This is a genomic window from Microlunatus kandeliicorticis (assembly GCF_014137855.1).
Lineage (GTDB): Bacteria > Actinomycetota > Actinomycetes > Propionibacteriales > Propionibacteriaceae > Microlunatus > Microlunatus kandeliicorticis.
The window spans coordinates 1,058,351-1,080,420 of record NZ_JACGWT010000001.1 but is presented as its reverse complement, the minus strand read 5'-3'; the positions used below and the strand labels follow the sequence as shown (position 1 = coordinate 1,080,420).

The window sequence follows — 22,070 nt, the reverse complement described above, 5'->3', positions numbered from 1 at the left end:
GAACGCCTTCACCCGGGCCGCCAGCACCGGCGCCTGCGGCTGCCACGGGGTGGTGCCGAAGGTCGGGGCGAGGTGCTCGAGGTCGGCGAAGACCGCCATCGCGCGCGCCGCGTTCGCGTTGCCACCGGTCAGATAGGCCATCGCCTGGTGCCAGGTGCGCTGCGCGTCGTAGGACCGGTCGTTCCAGGCGAAGGAGGCGCTGCCGAACTCGGCGAGCACGCTCGCGGTCTGCTCGTTCATCGGGTTGGCCACGATGCCCTGCAGGTGGTCGGCCAGCCCCGCCTGGCGGTGGGTGTACGGCGCGAGCAGCAGCCGACCGGCCGCCTGGCCGTAGTCGTTGACCGGGTAGTTGTCCCAGAGGAAGGTCTTGCGGCCCCAGACCTTCTCGATGGTCGCCGCGTCGGCGTTGGTGATCGACGGCGGGACCACGTCGGTCCCGGTCCACTGGATCACCACGCTCGGGTCGAGGTGCTCGCGGAACTCGGTCTTGTAGGGGCTGTCCTTGAGGTCGCTGTACTCGGTGGGCACGGTCTGGACCGGGACGTCGTCGCCTCGGGCCTGCAGGTGCTGAGCCACCTCGTTGAGCAGCGAGACCTGCGCCGTCCCGGCGGCACCCGGGCCCGGGTCGCCGTAGGCGGTCTGGTCGCCGGCGCAGTTCCACTTCGTGTAGCTGATGTCGTCGAAGGGCAGCGAGAACGGGCGGACGCCGATCGCGTACACCGAGTCGAGCTTGGTCAGCAGCGCGGTCCGGTCGGCCGCCGACGAGAAGCAGATCGAGACGCCGGGGCTGAGCGCGTAGGTGAAGGAGACGTGGTGGGCGTCGGCGGCGGTGACCAGCTTCTTGATCGTGGCCAGGTCGGAGGCCGGGTAGGGCTTGCGCCAGTCCGCACGGAGGTAGGGGTCGTCCTTGGGGCTGTAGATGTAGCTGTTGGCCTTGACGTCACCCTCGAAGGCGAGCTGCCGCAGCCGGTCGGCGGTGCTCCACGGCGGGCCGTAGAAGCCCTCGATCGCGCCGCGGAGGGCCATCCGCGGCCAGTCGCGGACGGTGGCCGGGGCGATCACCGACCGGCCGTTGAGGGTCTGGAAGAGCTGCCGGAGGGTCTGCACGCCGTAGTACTGGCCGGCACCGTCGTGGCCGCCGATCACCACGCCGGTGCTGGTGGCGCTGTTGAGCACCCGGAGCGCGTAGCCCTCGCTGTGGTCCGGCACCGCGGTGGCGCCGAGCGCGGTGCGGATGTCGCTGCGGCTGCCGGCCCCGAGCAGCACCACCAGCTGGCCCGGCCGGGGGGTGACGACGGCGCCGGGCCTGACGAGCTCGACCGAGCGGGCGCCGTGCTGGCGGAGCAGGCTGAGCAGCAGCCGGCGGGCCGGCGCGTCGGTCCTGGCGTCGGCGATCACCACCGCGCGGCTCGGGACGCGGAGCGCGCGGCCGGCGTACCCGATGCTCTGCGGGGTCGGCACCACCACCGGGTCCGCACCGGTCCGGCTGACCGCGAGGTCCTGGTGGCCGGCCAACGCGGCGACGGCACCGCGGCTCGCGGACGTGGACGACGGAGCCGGCGTGGCCGGTGCCGCGGCGGCGGGTGCGGGGGTGGCCAGCAGCGGCGTCGTGAGGGTGAGCGCCAGTCCGAGGCTGCCGAGCAGCGCGGCCGGACGGGCGGAGCGGCGGAACGGACGTCCCACGGTGGACCTCCCGGGAGCTCGAGGGGTGGAGAACTCACCGAGAATCTGGTCGACAGGTTGCTTGCTGTCAAGGGTGGTCTGGACCACCCCGCTCAGACTGCGGCAGGTCCGACCGTCCCACCGCTCCGGTCGGACGCGTCCTCAGTGCGGCAGCCCGGCGAGCAGCTGGCGGGCCATCACGATCCGCTGCACCTGGTTGGTGCCCTCGTAGATCTGGGTGATCTTGGCGTCGCGCATCATCCGCTCGAGCGGGTAGTCCTTGGTGTAGCCGTAGCCGCCGAGCAGCTGGACCGCGTCGGTGGTGACCTGCATGGCCACGTCGGAGGCGAAGCACTTGGCCGCCGAGCCGAACCAGGTCAGGTCGGCGTCGTTGCGCTCGGAGCGCGCCGCCGCGGTGTAGGTCAGCTGGCGGGCCGCCTCGAGCTTCATCCCCATCTCGGCGAGCATGAACTGGATGCCCTGGAACTCGGCGATGGCCTTGCCGAACTGCTGGCGCTGCTTGACGTAGCCGAGCGCGTAGTCGAGGGCACCCTGGGCGATGCCGACCGCCTGGGCGGCGATGGTCACCCGGGTGTGGTCGAGGGTGCGCATGGCGATCGGGAAGCCCTTGTCGACCTCGCCGATCAGCCGGTCGCCGGGGATCCAGACGTGGTCGAGGTAGACCTCGCAGGTCGGTGAGCCCTTGATCCCGAGCTTCTTCTCCGGCGCGCCGAAGCTGACGCCGTCGTCGCCCTTCTCCACCACGAACGCGCTGATCCCGCTGCCCTTGCGGGTGGCCTGCTTGTCCGGGTCGGTGACCGCGAACACCGTGTAGTAGTCGCTGACCCCGGCGTTGCTGATCCACCGCTTGACCCCGTCGAGCACCCAGTCGTCGCCGTCGCGGACCGCGCGGGTCCGCATCGCGGCGGCGTCGGAGCCGGCGTCGGGCTCGGACAGGCAGTAGGAGGCCAGCGCGTCGCCGGCGGCCAGCGGCGGCAGATAGCGCTGCCGCAGGCTCTCGTCGGCCTCGGTGATCCAGCACAGCGAGGCGAGCTTGTTGACCGCCGGGATCAGCGAGCTCGACGCGCAGACCCGGGCCACCTCCTCGATGACGATCACGGTGGCCAGCGCGTCCGCGCCGACGCCGCCGTAGGCCTCCGGGACGTGCGGCGCGTGCAGGTCGGCCGCCACCAGTGCCTCGAGCGACGCCTTGGGGAAGGCGGCCAGCTCGTCGGTCTCCGCCGCCCACGGCGCGACCTTCGCCTCGCAGACCTCGCGGGCCGCGGCGCGGAACGCCTCGTGCTCCTCGGTCGGGCGGTAGATCTCGGCGAAAGCGCTGGCCACGGTGCTCATGGCGGCAGCGTAACCCCGGTGGCTACTCGCCGGTAACTTCCGCCGGGGAGGCGCCGAACGCCACAACGGGGGCGATCCGCACCGTCATCGGTGCGGATCGCCCCCGTTGAGGACGAACTGCTGATCAGGGCAGGTAGTAGGTGGGGTTCGGCAGCTTGACCGTCCTGTCGGCGTAGCCGCCCTGCAGGTCGGAGAACTGGTCACCGAGGTTGGCCACGATGTCGTAGCCGCCGCCGGCCGCGGACTCGATGTGCCGCCGGGTCTGCGACTTGTACTCGACGGTCGTGCACTTCGCGGTCGCGCAGCTGATGTAGGACGGCTGCTGCGAGCTGCCCACCCCGGTCCACTTGGTGTAGTAGTTCGCCGCGGTGAAGCCACGCCCGCCCATCGGGTAGCCGACCTTGGCCAGGTTGGCCAGCGAGGCCGCCTTCTGGTCGTCGTTGCGGCCGGTCAACCCGATCAGCGTGCAGCCTGCCTTCTTGGCCGCGGTGGCCAGCACCACCATCGACGGGGTGGCCGGGAACCGCTGGTCCTGCACGTACACGTCCTGCAGCTTCGGGTCGAAGACGAACTTCATCGCCGCGACCTCCATGTCGTAGGTCCACAGCGTGGTGTCGTCGGTGTCGAGCACCACCGCGGGCTTGTCCCCGCGGGCGACGGCGGCCCGGCAGGACCGGGTGATCACGGGCTCGACCTTCCGCTCGATCCGCGCCATCTCGGTGATGTAGGGCGAGGCGGTCTTGTCGGCGATTCCGGTGCCCGGGTCGTTGTCGTAGGTGTAGATCGTCTTCTTGACCGAGTCGATGTTGGGGATGCCCTCGCCGTCGGGCTTCTTCCCGCTCGAGCCGTCCGGCTTCATGGTGAAGTGCGTCCGCGGGCTCAGCTTCGGCTGGTCGAGCCCGGGCAGGTTCGGCGACGGCAGGTAGTAGGTCGGGTTCGGCAGCTTGACGCTGTGCCGGGCGTAGCCGCCCTGCAGGTCCGACCACTGGTCGCCGTAGTTGGCCACGATCGTGTAGCCGAGCTCCTGGATGTGCTTGCGGGTGCCGGCCTTGTACTCGACGGTGGTGCAGGTCGAGACGCAGGTCAGGTAGGACGGCTGCTTCGAGCTGCCGGTGCCGGTCCACTTGGTGTAGTAGCGGCCCGGGTGCCGGTCGAAGGCGGTGATCCCGACCTTGTCGAGGTTGGCGATCGAGGCGGCCTTCTGGTCGTCGTTGCGGCCGGTGATGCCGAAGACGGTGTACCCCATCGCCCGGGCGGCCGCGACCAGCCGGACCATCCCGGGCACCGCCGGGAACCGCTCGTCCTGCACCCACTGGTTCTGCAGCGTCGGGTCGAAGACGAAGTGCATCGCCGCGACCTCCATGTCGTAGGTCCACAGCGTGGTGTCGTCGGTGTCGAGCACGATGGCCGGCTTGCGACCCTCCCGCTTCGCCTGCCGGTACCAGGTCTTGAGCAGCTTCTGCTGCCGGTCGGTGATCCGGGTCATCTGGGTGATGTACGGCGAGCTGGTCTTGTCCGCGATCCCGGTGCCGGGGTCGCCGTAGTAGGTGGCGATCGTCTTCTTGACCGAGTCGATGTTGGGGATGCCGGCACCGTCGGCGCGGCGACCGCTGGACCCGTCCGGCTGCATCGTGAAGTGGGTGCGCGGGGTCAGCCGACCGTTCAACGGCGAGCTGCTCGCACCGGCCGCGGTGGTCGTGGTGCGGGCCGCGGCCGGATCGGTGGTGCGGGCCGCGGCCGGATCGGTGGTGCGGGCCGCGGCCGGACCGGCGGTGCCGAGACCGAGCCCGGTGCCGACCAGGGTGGCGGCGAGGCCGACCGCGGCGACGCGACGGCGGAGGGTGCGGACAGGGGTGTGGGATCGGGACGTGCTGGGCATGTGCGTGAGGGCCTTCCCCGAGGCGGCGACGATCTCGCCGGAGCAACCAGTGCCGCAGCAACGTAACAACGTGCCGTCGGCTTGGCAATCAGCGGGAATTTCCTCCGCCGGTCGTTCGTTCCGCGAGGATCTCTCGCGCCAGCAGGTTGGCGCCCGCGGTCGCCGCCGGGAAGGCGACCACGGCCACGAAGGGCACGGCGGCCAGCAGGAAGCTCGGCACCGCGAAGCCGAGGGTGCGGGCCCGACGGCGCCCCATCGCCGTCCGGCGGTCACGGATCGGGTAGCGGCCGCGACGCTCGAAGGGTGAGCCGAGCAGCTCGATGGTCAGCAGCCAGCCGCCGAAGACGGCCGACAGCACCGGGACGACGGTCTGGCCGACCACCGGCAGGAAGCCCAGCCCGAAGAACACCGCCGACCCCAGCAGCGAGACCGCGATCAGCGCCACCGCCTGCCGGACGGCCCGACCGACGCCGCGCAGCACCGGTTCCTCGGGCACCTCGGGCAGATCGCCGAGCTCGCGGTCGACCAGCTCGGAGATCTTGTCGTAGAGCGGGCCGCCGAGCGCCAGGGTCAGCGTGCTGAAGGTGAGCACCATGATCAGCACCGAGCCGCCGACCAGCGCGATCCCGGCCAGCACCTCGACGGTGCCCCGCGCCCCGCTCCCCCAGCCGGAGGCGAAGCCGGTCAGCGCGGCGGTGATCGCGGTCAGGTTGGTGATCAAGGCGACCAGTACGGCGACGAAGAGCACCGAGGTGATCAACGGCGGCACGGCGCCGAGCAGGAAGATCCGCGGCCGCCGCCCCATCAGCCCGAACCCGCGACCGAGCGTCGCGACGCCCAGGAAGAACTCCTTGATCACCGTCCCAGTGTGACCGATCGACGGCGCCGCGGTCAGGACGCGGGCTCGGCGCGCTCCCCGTGCTGGGCGTCGCGGACCTTCTGTCCCTTGGCCTCGGCCTGGGCCCGGAGCCGGTCCTGGAAGTCGATCACGGCCGCGGTCAGCTCCGGGTCGCCGGCGGCCAGGATGCGGGCGGCGAGCAGCCCGGCGTTGCGGGCGTTGCCGATCGAGACGGTGGCCACCGGCACCCCGGCGGGCATCTGGACGATCGACAGCAGCGAATCCATCCCGTCGAGGTACTTCAGCGGCACCGGGACGCCGATCACCGGCAGCGGCGTCACCGCGGCCAGCATCCCCGGCAGGTGCGCCGCGCCACCGGCGCCGGCGATGATCACCTCGAGGCCGCGGGTGTGCGCGGTCCGCCCGTAGTCGATCATCGCCTCGGGCATCCGGTGCGCCGAGACGACGTCGGCCTCGTAGCCGATCCCGAACTCGGCCAGCGCGTCGCCGGCGGCGGCCATCACCGGCCAGTCGGAGTCGGACCCCATCACGATCCCCACCCGCACACTCGCCGAGGCTGTCGAAGTGCCCGGGCTCGTCGAGGGAGTGCTCACACGTCCTCCCCCATCAGGTAGCCGGCGGCGTGCCGGGCGCGCTTGGTGACGTCGGCCAGGTCGGCACCGAAGGTGGTCACGTGCCCGACCTTGCGGCCCGGCTTGACCTCCTTGCCGTAGAGCTGGACCCGGAGCCGGGTGTCGCGGGCGAAACAGTGCAGCAGGGCGGAGGGCAGGTCCTCGACGGTCCCGCCGAGGACGTTGGCCATCACCGTCCACGGCGCCCGGGTCGACGGGTCGCCGAGCGGCAGGTCCACCACCGCCCGCAGGTGGTTGTCGAACTGCGAGGTGTGCGAGCCGTCGATGCTCCAGTGACCGGTGTTGTGCGGACGCATGGCCAGCTCGTTGACCACCACCGACCCGTCCTCGCGCTGCATCAGCTCGACGGCCAGCAGTCCGACCGTGCCGAGCTCGTGGGCGATCCGCAGAGCCAGCTGCTGGCACCCGATCGCCTGCTCCTCGGTCAGACCGGGCGCGGGCGTGGTGGTCTCGACGCAGATCCCGTCGCGCTGGACGGTCTCGCTCACCGGATAGGCCACCGCCTGGCCCGACGGCGACCGGGCGATCAGCGCGGACAGCTCGCGGGTGAACGGGACGAACTCCTCCGCGAGGATCCGCACGCCCGGCTTGAGACCCTCGAACGGCGTGCCGGCCTCGTCGGGGCCGTCGACCTTGAAGACGCCCTTGCCGTCGTAGCCGCCGCGCGAGGTCTTGGCGATCACCGGCCAGCCGTGCTCGTCGCCGAACGCCCGCAGGTCGTCGGGATCGCTCACCACCCGGTGCACCGGGCACGGCGCCCCGAACGCGCTCAGTCGCTCGCGCATCACCACCTTGTCCTGGGCGTGCACCAGGGCGTCGGGGCCCGGTCGGACGGCGACCCCGGCGTCCTCGACCTGGTGCAGGATCGCCGTCGGGACGTGCTCGTGGTCGAAGGTGATCACGTCGCAGTCGGCCGCGAAGGCCAGGACGGTGGCCGGGTCGGTGTAGTCACCGACGGTCACGTCGTGCACGACCTGCGCGGCCGAGACGTCCGGACCCTCGGCCAGCAGCCGGATCCGGATGCCCAGCCCGATCGAGGCCGCGTGCATCATCCGGGCCAGCTGGCCACCCCCGATGATGCCGACGACGAAGGGGCGCACGGGCTCAGCACTCACGGGCGGAAGCCTAACCGGGGCGGTCGGCGCGGGGTCCGGGGAACCGGCCCTTCGACAGGCTCAGGGCACCTGGGCCGCTCAGGGCAGGGTGTAGCCCGCGGCGGTGAACAGCCGGTACCACTCGGGGCGGCTGAGCCGGACGTCGGAGCCGGCCGCCGACTCGCGGACCCGGCCCGGGTTGGTGGTGCCGAGCACGACCTGGATGTCGGCCGGGTGCCGGGTGATCCAGGCGACCGCGATCCCGGTCGGGGTGACCCCGTGCGCCTCGGCGATCTCGTCGAGGGCCTGGTTGAGCTCGGGGAGCTCGGGGTCGCCGAGGAAGACGCCGTCGAAGAAGCCCTTCTGGAACGGCGACCAGGCCTGCAGGGTGATGTTGTTGAGCCGGGCGTGGTCGAGCAACCCGTTGTCGCGCGAGACCGACTGGTCGAGGCCCTGCATGTTCGCGGCCACGCCGCTGGCGATGATCGGCGCGTGGGTGATGCTCACCTGCACCTGGTTGGCCACCAGCGGCTGGCGGACGGCGGTGCGGAGCAGCTCGATCTGACCCGGGGTGTGGTTGGACACGCCGAACTCGCGGACCTTGCCGGCCTGCTGCAGGGTGTCGAACGCCCGGGCGACCTCCTCGGGCTCGACGAGGGCGTCGGGCCGGTGCAGCAGCAGCACGTCGAGGTAGTCGGTACGCAGCGCGGCCAGCGACCGGTCGACCGAGTCGAGGATGTGCTCGGCCGAGAAGTCGAAGAACCCGGACCGGATCCCGACCTTGGACTGGATCACGATCGCCTCGCGGTCCGCGGGCGACAGGTGGACGGCCTCGCCCCAGCGCTGCTCGGCGCGGTGCGGCTCGCCGCCGTAGATGTCGGCGTGGTCGAACACGTCGATCCCGACCTCGCGGGCGGTGCCGACCAGCTCGTCGATCGCCCGGTCCTCCATCTCGGCGGTCCGCATCATCCCCACCACGACGGCGGAGACGGTGCGGTCGGTCGTTCCCAGCTTCTGCGTCTTCACCGTCCCACCCTCTCCCACCTCCGGTCCGCGGTCCGCGCGGGGTGGTTAGCGCTTCGACTGGCTCAGCGCGCGTAGGCGCCCTCCCCCGGCTCGCGAGCGTCCGCTGAGCCCGAAAGGTTTGGAGTCAGACCATTGACACACCGCGGGCGGTCTCGACAGACTGCGGGCCACACCGGGCGGACCGAGACGCGGGGGGCGGCGTGAGCAGCAGCGAGGACCGGATCATCGAGCAGCAGATGGACGCCGACGCCAGGGCCCTGGCCGAGCTCGGCTACACCCAGGAGCTCAAGCGCGGGATGTCGGGGTTCTCGAACTTCGCGGTCTCGTTCTCGATCATCTCGATCCTGGCCGGCTGCATCACCTCGTACAAGATCGCGCTGGTCTCGGGCGGTCCGTCGACGCTGGTGCTCGGCTGGTTGATCGTCGGGATCATGGTGCTGGCGGTCTCGGCGGCGATGGCCGAGGTGTGCTCGAAGTTCCCCACCGCCGGTGGGCTCTACTTCTGGGCGGGACGGCTGGCCCGGCGCAACAAGCGGCAGTGGGCCTGGTTCGTCGGCTGGTTCAACTTCCTCGGCGAGGTGGCGGTCACCGCGGCCATCGACTTCGGCTGCGCCACCACGATGATGGCCTTCGCCTCGCTGACCTTCGGCGTCGAGCCGACCGCGGTGAGCACCTTCCTGCTCTTCGTGGTGATCATCGTCGTGCACGCGCTGCTCAACACCTTCGGGGTCAACCTGGTCAGTCTGTTGTCGAACGTGTCGGCGTGGTGGCACCTGGTCGGCACGGTGATCATCGTCGGCGCGCTGTGGCTGCTGCCGGAGAAGCACCAGTCGGTCGGCTGGACGCTGACCGGCTTCCACAACGACACCGGCTGGAGCTCGGGGATCTACGTCTTCGCGCTCGGCCTGCTGATGGCGCAGTACACCTACACCGGCTACGACGCCTCCGCCCACGTGGCCGAGGAGACCAAGAACGCCTCGGTCGCCGCCCCGCGCGGCATCGTCACCAGCGTGTTGGTGTCGGTGATCGGCGGGTTCGTGCTGCTCTACTCGATCACCGCGGCGATCCCGGACAAGAGCCCGGCCGCGCTGACCGCGCTGGCCAACAGCGACACCGGGCTGCCGCCGGCGCAGATCTTCCTCGACGCGCTGAACAGCCCGACCGTCGCCAAGTTCCTGCTCTTCATCGTCTGCGTGGCGCAGTTCTTCTGCGGGATGGCCTCGGTGACCGCGAACTCGAGGATGAGCTACGCGTTCTCGCGCGACCGGGCGCTGCCCGGCCACCGGCTCTGGGCCAAGGTCAACCCGCGGACCGGGACGCCGACCAACTCGATCTGGCTCTGCGTCACCCTCTCGGTGATCCTCGCCGTCCCCTCGCTGTTCAGCACCACCGCCTACCTGGCCGTCACCTCGATCGCGGTGATCGGGCTCTACATCGCCTACGTCGTGCCGGTGTTCCTGCGCCGGATCAACCCCGACTTCACCGTCGGCCCGTGGAACCTCGGTCGCTGGAGCGGGTTCGTCGGCTGGGTCGCGGTGGTCTGGGTGGTGATCATCTGCGTGCTGTTCGTGCTGCCGCCCGCCTCGCCGGTCACCGTCTCCACCTTCAACTACGCGCCGGTCGCGGTGCTGGTGGTGCTGGTCTTCGCCACGGTGAGCTGGTTGGTGGCCGGCAAGCGCAACTTCATGCAGGGCGCCCGGGACGAGCACACCACCCGCGACCCGGACAGCGTGCTCGGCCAGTGACCCGCACCCGATGACGGGCACCGACCTCGCCCTGGCCCCCGGGCTGCTCGGGACCGGCCGCGGCCGGCACGCGTTCGAGGACACCGTCGAACGGCTGGCCACCGCGATCCGGCTCGGCGTCTTCGCCGACGGCAGCACGCTCCCGCCCGAGCGCGAGCTCGCCGCCACCCTCGGCGTCTCCCGCGCCACCCTGCGCGAGGCGATCGCCGCGCTGCGCACGGCCGGGATGGTCCAGACCGTCCGCGGCCGCGGCGGCGGCACCGTCGTCGACCACCGCCCCACCACGCCGGGCGCGGCCGGGCCGGGGATCCTCGACGGCCGCCGCGACGAGCTGCTCGACTCGCTCACCTTCCGCCGGGTGGTCGAGCCCGGAGCCGCCCAGCTCGCCGCCGAGACCACCGCGCGACGCGAGACGTCCGCCGACGAGCGGCGACGGCTGCAGGAGCTGCTGGCCGAGGTGTCGGCGGCGACTGACCCGGCCGAGCACCGGCAGGCCGACTCCCGGCTGCACCTGGCCATCGCCTCGCTGACCGGCTCGCCGCAGCTGCTCGACGCCGTCACCCGGGTGCAGGCCGATCTGCACCTGCTGCTCAGCGCGATCCCCGTGCTGCCGACCAACATCGAGCACTCCGGCCGCCAGCACCGCGAGATCGTCGCGGCGGTGCTCCGCGGCGACGGCGCCCGCGCCCGGCGCACCATGGAACACCACTGCGACGACACCGCGGCGCTGCTCCGCGGGCTGCTGCACTGACCACCTGCACTGACCACCCGCACCGACCGACCCCGACCGTGGACCCCCGCGACGAGACCGAACGAGGAGCGACGATGAGCACCGACCAACCGCGCGGCGACCTCCGCAACGCCCGGCACCTCAGCGAGGCCCGGCTCCGCTCGATGATCGAGGCCGGGGAGATCGACACCGTCGTGGTCTGCTTCACCGACATGCAGGGCCGGCTGCAGGGCAAGCGGATGCACGCCGCCTACTTCGTCGACCACGTGCTCGCCGACGGCACCGAGGGCTGCAACTACCTGCTCGCCGTCGACGTCGAGATGAACACCGTCGACGGGTACGCGATCTCGTCCTGGGAGAAGGGGTACGGCGACCTCGAGTTCGCCCTCGACCTGGACACCCTGCGGCTGCTCCCCCACCTGCCGGGCACCGCGATGGTCCAGTGCGACCTGGTCTGGCTCGACCACACCCCGGTGGTGCAGTCGCCGCGGACCATCCTGAAGACCCAGCTCGCCCGGGCGCGCGAGCTCGGCTTCGTCGCCCTGGCCGGCACCGAGCTCGAGTTCATCGCCTTCGAGGACCGCTACGAGGACGCCTGGACCGCGGGCTACCGCGGCCTCACCCCGGTCAACCAGTACAACGTCGACTACTCGGTGCTGGGCACCACCCGGGCCGAGCCGCTGCTCCGCGCCATCCGCAACGCGATGTACGGCGCCGGGATGGACGTCGAGTCGGCCAAGGGCGAGTGCAACCTGGGCCAGCAGGAGATCGGCTTCCTCTACGCCGACGCGCTGACCACGGCCGACAACCACGCGGTCTACAAGAACGCGGCCAAGGAGATCGCCGCCCAGCAGGGCCGGGCGATCACCTTCATGGCCAAGTACGACCAGCGCGAGGGCAACAGCTGCCACATCCACCTGTCGCTGCGCGACGCCGCCGACGGCGCCGTCGTCTTCTGGGACGACCGGTCCGGGCAGCGCACCCCGGTCTACGACAGCTTCGTCGCCGGCATCCTGCACACCATGACCGACCTCACCCTGCTCTACGCGCCGAACGTCAACTCCTACAAGCGGTTCAGCTCCGGATCGTTCGCCCCGACGTCGGTGGCCTGGGGGCTGGACAACCGCACCTGCTCGGTCCGGCTGGTCGGGCACGGGAAGTCGGCCCGGCTGGAGAACCGGCTGCCCGGGGGCGACGTCAACCCCTACCTGGCCCTGGCCGCGATGCTGGCCGGCGGGCTGTACGGGATCGAGCACCGACTCGAGCTCGAACCCGAGACCACCGGGAACGCCTACACCGCCGGCAAGCCGCAGGTCCCGCACACCCTGCGCGACGCCCGGGCCGCCTTCGCCGGCTCGGCGCTGGCCCGCGAGCTGTTCGGCGACGACGTCGTCGACCACTACACCAACGCCGCCGACGTCGAGCTGGCCGCCTTCGACGCCGCGGTCACCGACTGGGAGCTGCGCCGCGGCTTCGAGAGGTTGTGATCATGACCAGCACCGTCCCGGTGATCAACCCGTCCACCGGCCACGCCTTCACCGAGGTCGCGATGGCCGGCCCCGCCGACGTCGACGCGGCGGTCGGCGTGGCCGCGGCCGGCTTCGCGCAGTGGCGCGCACTGGCGCCCGGCGAGCGGGCCCGGCTGCTCCGCGCCTTCGCCACCACCGTGGAACGACACCGCACCGAGCTGGCCGAGCTGGAGATCACCAACGCCGGCCACCCGCGCGGCAACGCGCTGTGGGAGGCCGACAACGTCCGCGACGTCCTGAACTACTACGCCGGGGCGCCCGAGCGGCTGTTCGGGCGGCAGATCCCGGTGCCCGGCGGGGTCGACGTCACCTTCCGTGAGCCGCTCGGCGTGGTCGGGATCATCGTCCCGTGGAACTTCCCGATGCCGATCGCCGGCTGGGGGTTCGGGCCCGCACTGGCCGCCGGCAACGCGGTGGTGCTCAAGCCGTCGGAGCTGACCCCTTGCACCGCGCTCCGGCTCGGTGAGCTGGCCCTCGAGGCCGGGCTGCCCGAGGGCGTCCTCACCGTGCTGCCCGGCGACGGAGCGGTCGGCCAGGCCCTGGTCGACCACCCGGACGTCCGCAAGATCAGCTTCACCGGCTCGACCCGGGTCGGCAAGACGATCATGGCCCGGTGTGCCACCCAGGTGAAGCGCTGCACCCTCGAGCTCGGCGGCAAGAGCGCCAACGTGATCTTCGCCGACGCCGACATCGACGCCGCGGCGGCCTCCGCCCCGGGCGCGGTCTTCGACAACTCCGGCCAGGACTGCTGCGCCCGCTCGCGGATCCTCGTCCAGGCCGGGGTCTACGAGGAGTTCCTGGCCAAGCTGGGGCCCGCGGTGACCGCGATCCGGGTGGGTGACCCGACCGACCCCGAGGTGGCCATGGGGCCGTTGATCTCGGCCGCGCAGCGCGACCGGGTCCGCGGCTACCTCGACGGTGTCGAGGTCGCCTTCGCGGGCCGGGCACCCGAGGGCGACGGCTTCTTCCTGCCGCCGACGGTGGTCACCGCCACCGACGTCGACCAGCCGGTGTGGCGGGAGGAGGTGTTCGGCCCGGTGGTCTCGGTGCTGCCGTTCGCCGACGAGGCCGAGGCCGTCCAGCTGGCCAACGACTCCGACTACGGGCTGTCCGGCTCGATCTTCACCCGTGACCTCGACCGGGCGCTGCGGGTGGCCCGGGCCGTCCAGGCCGGCAACCTCAGCGTCAACAGCCACTCCTCGGTCCGCTACTGGACGCCGTTCGGCGGCTACAAGCAGTCGGGGCTGGGACGCGAGCTGGGACCGGACGCGCCGGACGCGTTCACCGAGGAGAAGAACGTGTTCATCGCCCACGGCTGAGGCGACCCCGCCGGGGCCGGAACCCGAGCAGCACCATGATCACGATCACGAACGAGCGACGACGAACGAGCGACGACGAACGAGAAGGAGCACAGGGAACGATGGCAGGACGGGTCGAGGGCAAGGTGGCGGTGGTCACCGGAGGCTGCTCGGGGATCGGTTTGGCCTCGGTGCGCCGGCTGGGCGCCGAGGGGGCGCGGGTGGTGATCGGTGACCTCGACACCGAGCGCGGTCCGGGGATCGCCGAGGAGGTCGGTGGCGCCTTCGTGGCCACCGACGTCACCGACCCCGAGCAGGTCGAGGCGCTGTTCGGTCAGGCCCGGACCGACTTCGGGAGCGTGGACGTGGCCTTCAACAACGCCGGGATCTCCCCGCCCGACGACGACTCGATCACCACCACCGGGCTGGACGCCTGGCACCGCGTGCAGGAGGTCAACCTGACCAGCGTCTTCCTGTGCTGCAAGGCCGCCCTGACCCCGATGCTCGAGCAGGGCCGCGGGTCGATCATCAACACCGCCTCGTTCGTGGCGATCATGGGCGCGGCCACCTCGCAGATCTCCTACTCGGCCAGCAAGGGCGGGGTGCTGTCGATGAGCCGCGAGCTCGGCGTCCAGTTCGCCCGGTCCGGAGTGCGGGTCAACGCGCTCTGCCCGGGCCCGGTCAACACCCCGCTGCTCCGCGAGCTGTTCGCCAGCGATCCCGAGCGGGCCGCCCGCCGGCTGGTGCACGTGCCGATGGGCCGGTTCGCCGAGCCCGAGGAGATCGCCAACGCGGTGCTGTTCCTGGCCTCGGACGAGTCGAGCTTCGTCACGGCCAACACCTTCCTGGTGGACGGCGGGATCTCGGCCGCCTACGTCACCCCGCTCTGAGCGCCGACGGCGAGGGACAGGGAGTGGAGACGGTCGTGGGACGTCCGGTGATCGGGATCAGCCTCTACCGCGAGCAGGCGCACTGGGGCGTCTGGTCGGAGGAGGCGGATCTGCTGCCCGCCGACTACACCCGCTCGGTCGAGCTGGCCGGCGGCATCCCGGTGCTGCTCCCGCCGGCCGGGCTGGTCGCCGGCGACGGGGGCGGTGACGGCGCCGACGCGGCGCGGACGGTGGTCGACCGACTCGACGCGGTGATCATCAGCGGCGGCGGGGACATCAGTCCGCAGCGGTACGGCGCGACGCCGCACCCACGGACCGGCGGGGTGCACGACGAACGCGACAGCTGGGAGCTGCGGCTGCTCGACGCCGCTGCGGCGCGCGGCGTGCCGATCCTCGGCATCTGCCGCGGGATGCAGGCGCTCGCGGTCTGGGCCGGCGGCAGCCTCACCCAGCACCTGCCGGACACCGTCGGCCACGAGCAGCACTCCCCCGGCGGTGACGCGTTCGGCGAGCTCCCGGTGCGGACCGAGCCCGGGTCGTTGCTCCGCCGGCTGGTCGGCGCGGAGCTCCCGTCGCACTGCCACCACCACCAGGCGGTGGCCGACCACCCCGGCTTCGTGGTCAGCGCGCGGAGCCAGGACGGCGTGATCGAGGCGATCGAGGACCCGAGCCGGCCGTTCCGGCTCGGCGTGCAGTGGCACCCGGAGAAGCTGGCCGACCTGGGGCTGTTCGCCGGGCTAGTCGAGGCCGCCCGCGAACCGGGGCAGGCCGGCGGGGTCAGCGGAGCCGGAAGATGACCGCGCGCTGGACGATGAAGTTGACCGTGGTGGCCACGCCCTGGGCGATCACGAAGGCGACCACCCGGACCGCCGCCTCGCTCAGGCCGCGGCCGAGCAGGAACGGGTAGAGCAGGGCGAACAGCCCGACCTGGAGCGCGAAGGTGACCGCGTAGAGGACCACCACCGCGGCGAACCGGCGTCGGGACGGCTCGGCCCTGAAGGTCCAGCGGCGGTTGATCAGGTAGGCGGTGGTGGTGCCGCAGACGAACGAGATCGCCTTGGCCGGCGTGTGGCCGAGCCCGAACGCCATCAGCAGCGAGAGCACGCCGAAGTCGACCACCGCCGACAGACCGCCGGTGATCACGAACCGGGTCAGCTGGCTGCGCAGCCCGAGCGGCGCGGGCTCCTCGGCCGGCGGCTCGAGCGGCAGCGCGACCGGCGCCGGCACCGCGGCAGCGGCGTTCGGGGCGGGGTCGGTCCGGTCCGGCACGGCCCCGAGACTAGTCGTCGGCCCGGCCGCCCGCCCGCCGCCGAGCCCGGCTCTGGGCGAGGTCACAGCCGGGTCGGCCGCTTCGTGGGCGTCGCCCCGGTGGTCAGCGGTCCTGCTCGTCCCGACGGATCTGCTCCGCAGGGGACGGGTAGCGCGGCAGAGCCGGCTCGGGCCGCAGACCGAGCGCACGGACGACGGTCGCCGCCGCCTCGGCCGCGGCCAGCGCCCCGGTGTCGACCACCAGCTCGGCGGCAGCGGGTCGCGGTCGTCGGCCCCCGCCGGGCCGAGCAGCGCAGGATCGGTCAGCTTGTGGAACTCCCGGCGACCGGGTGACGCGAGCCGGCGCACCTGCTCGGCGCGGGCGACCCGCAGCTCCACCCACCTGACGGTCCCGGCGGCCCCGACCGCCCGTTCGACGCGGTCGCCGAAACCGATCGGGACGGTCTCCTCGGGGGCGAAGGTGAAGACGAGCGAGCGCCCGGCGGCAGCCGCGGCGGCGAACACGTCGAGCCACATCCGGTCCCGCAGCCGGACGAAGGGCTCGGTGCCGAACGGGAACACGGTGGTGAGCAGGTCGACGACCAGGTGATTGTGGAACACCGGGTAGCCGACGACCGCCGAGACCGCCCGCGCCACGGTCAGTTTCCCCACCGCGGCCGGTCCCCAGAGCACGACGAGGTTCACCGGCGACGCGCCCGGCGTGAGCTCCGCCCGGGCACCCGACGCCCGCCGTCCTCGTCGGGGTCGTCGGGGTCGTCGGGGTCGTCGGGGTCGTCGGGGTCGTCGTCGGGGTCGGCGGCTGCGCGGCCGTACCCGCCGACGTCGACGGGCTCCCCCGGTGCCGACCACCCGCCGTGCGGGGCGAACAGCAGCGCGGTGAGCTCGTCCTGCACCCAGACCACGTCGGGGACGTCGTCGAGGGTGATCGTGCCGTTCTCGGCAGCCGTCTGCACGACCAGCGTCCCGCAGCCGAAGACCCGGTCGGACAGACTGCGTTCGGAGCTGACGTCGGTGACCCGGACCAGCGGGATGTCCTTGCCCGTCCGGCTGAGGATGCCGCTGCGGGTGTTGAGCCGGCGGTCGGTGATCGTGTACGTGGTGGTCGCCCACCGCAGGAACGGCCGGACCACCCACCAGACCGCCAGCACGACCCCGAGCAGCACCAGCACCCCCTGCATCGCCGGCCGGCTGCTGGCCGGGAGCAGGGGCGGCAGCGCCGCCGAACCGGCCCCGACCGCCGCACCGAGCAGCACCAGCAGCACCGCCGGCCCGATCAGGGCCTTGGCGTGGGTGCGGGTGTGCACCACCACCTGCTCGTCGGCGTCGAGGTGCCGACGCGACCGCGTCATGGATCCATGCTGGCACGACGGTGCACGGAGGGCGGGGACCGAACACCGGCCCCCGGCTCGGTCAGCTCGCTCGGATCGGGCGACCGGCGGTGTCGGCGCCGGCCCGTACGATCGGAGATCCGGACGCGGGACCGCCCGGGGCCGGGCGGGAGCCGGGCGAGGGCGGCCGCAGCGCAGAGCGAACGAGGGTCGAGTGAGGACGGGACGATGAGCACCACCACCGAGGCCGGCGCGGACACCCGCGCCGGTTACCGGCCGGTGCTGCTCGCCGGGGCGCTGTCGGTGCTCGTCACGCTGCTGGTGCTCGGCCTCACCGGTCAGCTCGGCGCTCCCGCCCGCGGGTTGCTCGACCCCGGCGTGGTCGTCCGCGTCGGTCTGCCGGCACTCCGCGCGGTGCACGACGGCGCCGCCTCGCTCACCGTGGGGCTGTTGCTGGTCTGCGCCTTCCTGCTGCCGCCGGCCCGCCGGAGCGAGCCGGACCGGCTGGTCGGGACCCGGCAGGCGGTGCTCAAGCTCGCGGTGACCAGCGCGGCGGTCTGGCTGTTCGCCGCGCTCGGCGTGCTGGTGCTCACCACCTCCGACGTCTCGGGGATCCCGCCGGGCGGCCCGGGCTTCACCACCACGCTGCTGTCGTTCCTGACCCAGGTCGACCTCGGCCGCGCGCTCGGCGTCAGCGTGCTGGCCGTGCTCGTGGTGATCAACCTCGCGGTGCTGGCCACCCGGGTGGTCGCGGTCGCCTGGGCGGCCGTCTTCGCGGTGCTCGCGCTGCTGCCGCTGTCGCTGGCCGGCCACGCGGGCGGTGCGCGCGACCACATGAACGCCGTCGACAGCCTGGCCCTCCACCTGGTCGGCGTGGTCGTGTGGGTCGGCGGGCTCGGCGCGCTGGTGCTCACCTCACGCCGGCTCGGTCGTGACCTCCCGGCCGTCGCCGCGCGGTACTCGACGCTGGCCGGCGGGTGCTTCGCGCTGGTCGCCCTGTCCGGGGTGATCAACGCCGGCCTGCGGCTCGGCTGGTCGGTCACCGCGTTGGCCGGAGGCTACGGGCTGCTGGTGCTGGGCAAGGCGCTCGCGCTGGTGCTGCTCGGGGTGGCCGGCTGGCTGCACCGACGCCGGACGCTGCCGGCGATCGGCACCGCGCCGGGCGCGTTCCGACGGCTGGCCGCGGTGGAGGTGCTGCTGATGGGCGCGACCCTCGGCCTGGCCGTCGCGCTCTCCCGCTCCGCACCGCCGGTCGGGGCGACCGAGTCGACCGACCGGTACGTCGCGCTGCTCAGCTATCCCGCGCCGCCGCCCGCGACGCCGCTGCGCTACCTGACCGTCTGGTACCCGGAGACGCTCTGGCTGCTGGCGGCGGTGGCCGGCGCCGGGTTCTACCTGGCCGCCGTCGTCCGGCTGCGTCGCCGCGGCGTGACCTGGCCGATCGGCCGGACGATCAGCTGGCTCGGCGGGTGCCTGCTGCTGGCCTACGTGACCAGCGGCGGCATCGCGGTCTACGGGATGCTCACCTTCAGCGCGCACATGCTCCAGCACATGGCGCTGATGGTGCTGGTCCCGATGCCGCTGGTCTTCGGAGCGCCGGTCACGCTGGCCCTCCGGGCGCTCCGGGCACGGACCGACGGGAGCCTCGGCCCGCGCGAGACCCTGCTCCGGCTCATCCACTCCCGGCCGCTGCGGGTGCTGGGCCACCCGCTGGTCGCCGCCGCGCTGTTCGTCGGCGGGCTGGTGGTCTTCTACTACACCGACCTGTTCCAGCTGGCCCTGTTCACCCACACCGGCCACACGCTGATGACCCTGCACTTCCTCGGCACCGGCTACCTGTTCATCTGGTCGCTGGCCGGTCCCGACCCGGGGCCGTCGCGACCGTCGTACCCGCTGCGGATGCTGCTGCTGCTCGGCACCCTCGCCGTGCACGCCTTCTTCGGGTTGTCGCTGATGGGCTCCGCCGAGCTGCTCGCCCCGGACTGGTGGGCGGCGCTCGGCAGGACCGACCAGGCCGCCCTGCTGGCCGACCAGCAGACCGGTGGTGCGCTGGCCTGGGGGCTCGGCGACATCCCGTCGCTGCTGCTCGGGCTGGCCCTCTTGGTCTCCTGGGTACGCAGCGACGGCCGCCGGACCCGCCAGTACGACCGCAAGGCCGACCGCGACGGCGACGCCGACCTCGCCCGCTACAACGCGCAGCTGGCCGAGCTGGCCAGCCGGTCCGGGCGCCTGCGGTCCAACCCGGACGGCGCGCGGGCGACCGAGACGACTGCAGAGGCCCCGGCCCAGGATGCAGCCCGGGAGGCAGCCGAGGCCGGGACCGACGTCCGTACCGAGACTGCCGCCGGACACGGCGGCGCTCAGGACGGGGCCGAGGGCCGGGTCGCCGGACCGGCCGGCTCCGACCGGGGTCGTCGGTGACGCCGAGGCGCGCCGAGCGACCGGCCCCCTCGGGTCACGGTCCGGGGTCCGACGACCTCGGCGCGCCACTCCACGGCCGCCGCCGCGCGCTCCGGGTGGCCGCCCTCGGCGGCTCCTCGATGGCTCTGGCCTGTGCCGCGCACCGGCTCGGCGGCGGTGTGCTGCCGCCGTGGTGGTTGCTGGCCGCGCTGACCGCGTTCGTCGGCACCGCCGCGGTCGTGCTGACCGCCCGGCGACTCCGGCTCCCCCTGCTGGTGGTCGTGCTGCTGGTCCAGCAGGCCGGTCTGCACCTCGTGTTCTCCCTCGCCGCCGGCTCCGAGTGCGTGCCCGCCGTCGGTCACGGCGCCGCCGGCGGGGCGAGCACGGCCGGGATGCCCGGGATGCCTGGGATGCCCGGTGCGCTGACCGCCACGGGGGCCTGCCTCGCCCCGCAGCTGCACGCGTCCGGGATCGGCTCGGCGGGTGTCTGGACGGCCAGTGGGACGGGCGCCGGCGCGACCGGTTCGATGCTGGCCGCGATGGCGCCGATGCTGCTCGCCCACCTCGTCGCCACGCTGGTCACCGCCTGGCTGCTGGCCCGCGGCGAGCGCCTGCTCTGGCGGGTGGCCGAACGGGTCGCCGACGTCGTCGTCGACCGGATCGTCGCGGCCGCCGGACGCCTCGGTCGCCGACGCCCGCGACCGGTGCGGCCGGCCGTCCCGCTCCGCCTCCGCGCCGCCGGCACGGCGGCCCTCGTCCGCGTCGGCGGACGGGCTCCTCCGCACGTCCTCCTGGCCACCGGCTGACCCGTACGGGCGCCGGCGGCTCCGCCTGCGTCCCGTCGCTCGTCGAACCCAGGAGTTCTGCGCATGTCCACGTCCACGTCCGCCCACCCGACCGCTTCCCCAGCCACTCCCCACGCCGGGCCGACCGCCGGCCCGCCCGGCCGCACGCCGCGCGCTCGCCAGGTCCGTCGCCCGGCCCGTCGCCCGGTCCGTCGGCGCGCGCTTCGTCGCGTCGGGGTCCGGGTCGCCCTCGGCGATCTGGCCGCCGCCGCGCTCTGGCTGGCCGGCGCGCTGCCCGCCTCGGCCCACGTCCACGTCGAGGCCGACCACCCCACCGCCGGCGGCTCGAGCCAGCTGACCTTCACCGTGCCCACCGAGTCCGAGAACGCCGGCACCACCGAGGTCTCGGTGACCCTGCCGCAGGACCACCCGTTCCTCTACGTGAGCGCCAGACCGGTGGCCGGCTGGGACGTCAGCGTCAACGAGGCGACCCTGCCCTCACCGGTCGACGTCGGCGGCACCACGCTGACCAAGGCCGTGCGCACCGTCACCTGGACGGCGAGCGAGGGCCAACAGGTCGGGCCGGGTGAGTACCAGCAGTTCGCGATCATGGTCTCGCCGCTGCCCGCGGCCGGGACCACGCTCTCCTTCCCGGCCACCCAGACCTACTCCGACGGCAGGGTCGTCCGCTGGAACCAGCCGACCCCCGCCTCGGGCGAGGAGCCCGAGTACCCGGCGCCGACCGTGGCGGTCGGGGCCGCCACGGCCGGGGGCGACGACCACGGCGCGGGGTCGACCTCGGGGCCGGCCACCGGTGCGGCCTCACCTGGATCGAGCGAGGGCTCCTCGGGGCACGGGTCAACCGGGGCGTCGACCGGGACGCAGCCCACGACCGCCGCGGCAGGGACGTCCGGCGCCGGTCTCACGCTCGGCGCCACCGGGGCCGGGCTCGGGCTGGTCGGGGCGGTGCTCGGCGGGATCGCGTTGGCCCGCACGCGAGCCCGCGGGTGAGCGGCCGACCGGGTCGCCCGGCCCGCACCGGCGCGCTGGTGGTCGCGTTGCTGGCCGCCATCCTGCTGCTGACCGCCGGGCTCCGTCTGCCGAGCGCGTCGGCGCACGACGTCCTCCAGTCCACCGCGCCCGCCGACCGGGCCAGCGTCGGCGCGGTGCCCGCCGAGGTGGTGCTCACCTTCGACGAGCCTGCGCTGGCCATGGGGACCCAGGTGGTGGTCCGCGGGCCGGGCGGCGACGTGTCCTCGGGCGCGCCGCGGTTGGTCGACAACACCGTGCGGCAGGCGGTGGCCGCCGACGCGCCGGCCGGGGCCTACACCGTCGACTGGCGGGTCACCTCGGCCGACGGGCACCCGGTCTCGGGGCAGTTCGGGTTCACCGCCTCGGCGGCGGGCGGCGGCACCGGGCGCCCGACGGCGGCCGGTCCGACCACTGGTCCGAGCGACGGCTCACCGCTGCGGACCGTGCTGGTGGTCGTCGCGGTGCTGGTGCTGATCGGTCTACCGACCGCGGTGCTGCTCCGGCGGCGACGCCGTCGCGGCTGAGCCCGGGCGCTGCTGACCTCGGACGCCGCGACCCG

General features: G+C 73.1%; 19 protein-coding genes. 10 read left to right on the top strand and 9 right to left on the bottom strand.

All coding sequences use genetic code 11. The features are described from left to right. The 7 genes from FHX74_RS04775 to FHX74_RS04745 all read right to left on the bottom strand — a co-directional run. The coding region (locus tag FHX74_RS04775) for a beta-N-acetylhexosaminidase family protein (protein ID WP_220483419.1) at positions 1 to 1,683 on the bottom strand (1,683 nt) is incomplete at its 3' end. Positions 1,684 to 1,824: 141 nt separating this feature from the next. Then, positions 1,825 to 3,015 carry an acyl-CoA dehydrogenase family protein gene (locus tag FHX74_RS04770; RefSeq protein WP_182558864.1) on the bottom strand — a complete coding sequence of 397 codons (1,191 nt, stop codon included), beginning with the start codon at positions 3,013 to 3,015 and terminating at the stop codon, positions 1,825 to 1,827. Between the two features lie 124 nt (positions 3,016 to 3,139). Next, positions 3,140 to 4,894 (bottom strand): HAD family acid phosphatase, encoded by a 1,755-nt coding sequence (locus FHX74_RS04765; RefSeq protein ID WP_182558863.1) that lies wholly within the window; start codon positions 4,892 to 4,894, stop codon positions 3,140 to 3,142. A gap of 88 nt (positions 4,895 to 4,982) precedes the next feature. Then, entirely contained in the window at positions 4,983 to 5,753 is a 771-nt protein-coding gene (locus tag FHX74_RS04760) for an EI24 domain-containing protein (RefSeq protein ID WP_328823624.1), read from the bottom strand. Between the two features lie 32 nt (positions 5,754 to 5,785). After that, positions 5,786 to 6,346, bottom strand: a complete 561-nt coding sequence (gene purE / locus FHX74_RS04755; RefSeq protein WP_328823623.1) for a 5-(carboxyamino)imidazole ribonucleotide mutase — start codon at positions 6,344 to 6,346, stop codon at positions 5,786 to 5,788. Then, positions 6,343 to 7,500 carry a 5-(carboxyamino)imidazole ribonucleotide synthase gene (locus FHX74_RS04750; RefSeq protein ID WP_328823622.1) on the bottom strand — a complete coding sequence of 386 codons (1,158 nt, stop codon included), beginning with the start codon at positions 7,498 to 7,500 and terminating at the stop codon, positions 6,343 to 6,345. The genes purE and FHX74_RS04750 overlap by 4 nt, the downstream gene beginning before the upstream one ends. Positions 7,501 to 7,578: 78 nt before the next feature. After that, positions 7,579 to 8,505 carry an aldo/keto reductase gene (locus tag FHX74_RS04745; RefSeq protein ID WP_220483418.1) on the bottom strand — a complete coding sequence of 309 codons (927 nt, stop codon included), beginning with the start codon at positions 8,503 to 8,505 and terminating at the stop codon, positions 7,579 to 7,581. 200 nt (positions 8,506 to 8,705) lie between these two features. Here FHX74_RS04745 and FHX74_RS04740 point away from each other — a divergent pair, with 200 nt between their 5' ends. The 6 genes from FHX74_RS04740 to FHX74_RS04715 all read left to right on the top strand — a co-directional run bounded on the left by FHX74_RS04740 (position 8,706) and on the right by FHX74_RS04715 (position 15,494). After that, positions 8,706 to 10,250 carry an amino acid permease gene (locus tag FHX74_RS04740; RefSeq protein ID WP_328823621.1) on the top strand — a complete coding sequence of 515 codons (1,545 nt, stop codon included), beginning with the start codon at positions 8,706 to 8,708 and terminating at the stop codon, positions 10,248 to 10,250. A gap of 10 nt (positions 10,251 to 10,260) precedes the next feature. Beyond that, a complete protein-coding gene (locus FHX74_RS04735; RefSeq protein ID WP_182558862.1) occupies positions 10,261 to 11,001 on the top strand; it encodes a FadR/GntR family transcriptional regulator in 741 nt (246 codons plus the stop codon). A 74-nt stretch (positions 11,002 to 11,075) separates the two neighbouring features. Then, positions 11,076 to 12,467, top strand: a complete 1,392-nt coding sequence (locus FHX74_RS04730) for a glutamine synthetase family protein (RefSeq protein ID WP_182558861.1) — start codon at positions 11,076 to 11,078, stop codon at positions 12,465 to 12,467. A gap of 2 nt (positions 12,468 to 12,469) precedes the next feature. Beyond that, positions 12,470 to 13,828 carry an aldehyde dehydrogenase family protein gene (locus tag FHX74_RS04725; protein ID WP_182558860.1) on the top strand — a complete coding sequence of 453 codons (1,359 nt, stop codon included), beginning with the start codon at positions 12,470 to 12,472 and terminating at the stop codon, positions 13,826 to 13,828. 101 nt (positions 13,829 to 13,929) lie between these two features. Further along, a complete protein-coding gene (locus tag FHX74_RS04720; RefSeq protein ID WP_182558859.1) occupies positions 13,930 to 14,697 on the top strand; it encodes a 3-oxoacyl-ACP reductase in 768 nt (255 codons plus the stop codon). A 23-nt stretch (positions 14,698 to 14,720) separates the two neighbouring features. Beyond that, entirely contained in the window at positions 14,721 to 15,494 is a 774-nt protein-coding gene (locus tag FHX74_RS04715; RefSeq protein ID WP_328823620.1) for a gamma-glutamyl-gamma-aminobutyrate hydrolase family protein, read from the top strand. Here the strand turns inward: FHX74_RS04715 and FHX74_RS20990 are convergent. Both FHX74_RS20990 and FHX74_RS04705 read right to left on the bottom strand, forming a co-directional pair. Next, a complete protein-coding gene (locus FHX74_RS20990; RefSeq protein WP_328823619.1) occupies positions 15,475 to 16,617 on the bottom strand; it encodes a GtrA family protein in 1,143 nt (380 codons plus the stop codon). The two genes, FHX74_RS04715 and FHX74_RS20990, sit on opposite strands and share 20 nt — an antisense overlap. A gap of 29 nt (positions 16,618 to 16,646) precedes the next feature. After that, positions 16,647 to 17,315: a PH domain-containing protein gene (locus FHX74_RS04705; protein ID WP_182558858.1), complete on the bottom strand. Its 669-nt coding sequence runs from the start codon at positions 17,313 to 17,315 to the stop codon at positions 16,647 to 16,649. A 207-nt stretch (positions 17,316 to 17,522) separates the two neighbouring features. Here FHX74_RS04705 and FHX74_RS04700 point away from each other — a divergent pair, with 207 nt between their 5' ends. The 4 genes from FHX74_RS04700 to FHX74_RS04685 all read left to right on the top strand — a co-directional run bounded on the left by FHX74_RS04700 (position 17,523) and on the right by FHX74_RS04685 (position 22,035). After that, positions 17,523 to 19,715, top strand: a complete 2,193-nt coding sequence (locus FHX74_RS04700; protein ID WP_182558857.1) for a cytochrome c oxidase assembly protein — start codon at positions 17,523 to 17,525, stop codon at positions 19,713 to 19,715. Next, entirely contained in the window at positions 19,712 to 20,500 is a 789-nt protein-coding gene (locus FHX74_RS04695) for a hypothetical protein (protein WP_182558856.1), read from the top strand. Before FHX74_RS04700 ends, FHX74_RS04695 begins: the two co-directional genes overlap by 4 nt. 63 nt (positions 20,501 to 20,563) lie before the next feature. Beyond that, entirely contained in the window at positions 20,564 to 21,490 is a 927-nt protein-coding gene (locus tag FHX74_RS04690; RefSeq protein ID WP_182558855.1) for a YcnI family copper-binding membrane protein, read from the top strand. Then, a complete protein-coding gene (locus FHX74_RS04685; RefSeq protein WP_182558854.1) occupies positions 21,487 to 22,035 on the top strand; it encodes a copper resistance CopC family protein in 549 nt (182 codons plus the stop codon). Before FHX74_RS04690 ends, FHX74_RS04685 begins: the two co-directional genes overlap by 4 nt. The last annotated feature ends 35 nt before the right edge of the window (positions 22,036 to 22,070 follow it).

Coding starts and splice junctions, on each gene's coding strand:
- FHX74_RS04730 (WP_182558861.1), top strand. CDS start 11,076: ATGAGCACCGACCAACCGCGCGGCGACCTCCGCAACGCCCGGCACCTC.
- FHX74_RS04735 (WP_182558862.1), top strand. CDS start 10,261: ATGACGGGCACCGACCTCGCCCTGGCCCCCGGGCTGCTCGGGACCGGC.
- FHX74_RS04690 (WP_182558855.1), top strand. CDS start 20,564: ATGTCCACGTCCACGTCCGCCCACCCGACCGCTTCCCCAGCCACTCCC.
- FHX74_RS04700 (WP_182558857.1), top strand. CDS start 17,523: ATGAGCACCACCACCGAGGCCGGCGCGGACACCCGCGCCGGTTACCGG.
- FHX74_RS04765 (WP_182558863.1), bottom strand. CDS start 4,894: ATGCCCAGCACGTCCCGATCCCACACCCCTGTCCGCACCCTCCGCCGT.
- FHX74_RS04770 (WP_182558864.1), bottom strand. CDS start 3,015: ATGAGCACCGTGGCCAGCGCTTTCGCCGAGATCTACCGCCCGACCGAG.
- FHX74_RS04720 (WP_182558859.1), top strand. CDS start 13,930: ATGGCAGGACGGGTCGAGGGCAAGGTGGCGGTGGTCACCGGAGGCTGC.
- FHX74_RS04705 (WP_182558858.1), bottom strand. CDS start 17,315: ATGACGCGGTCGCGTCGGCACCTCGACGCCGACGAGCAGGTGGTGGTG.
- FHX74_RS04725 (WP_182558860.1), top strand. CDS start 12,470: ATGACCAGCACCGTCCCGGTGATCAACCCGTCCACCGGCCACGCCTTC.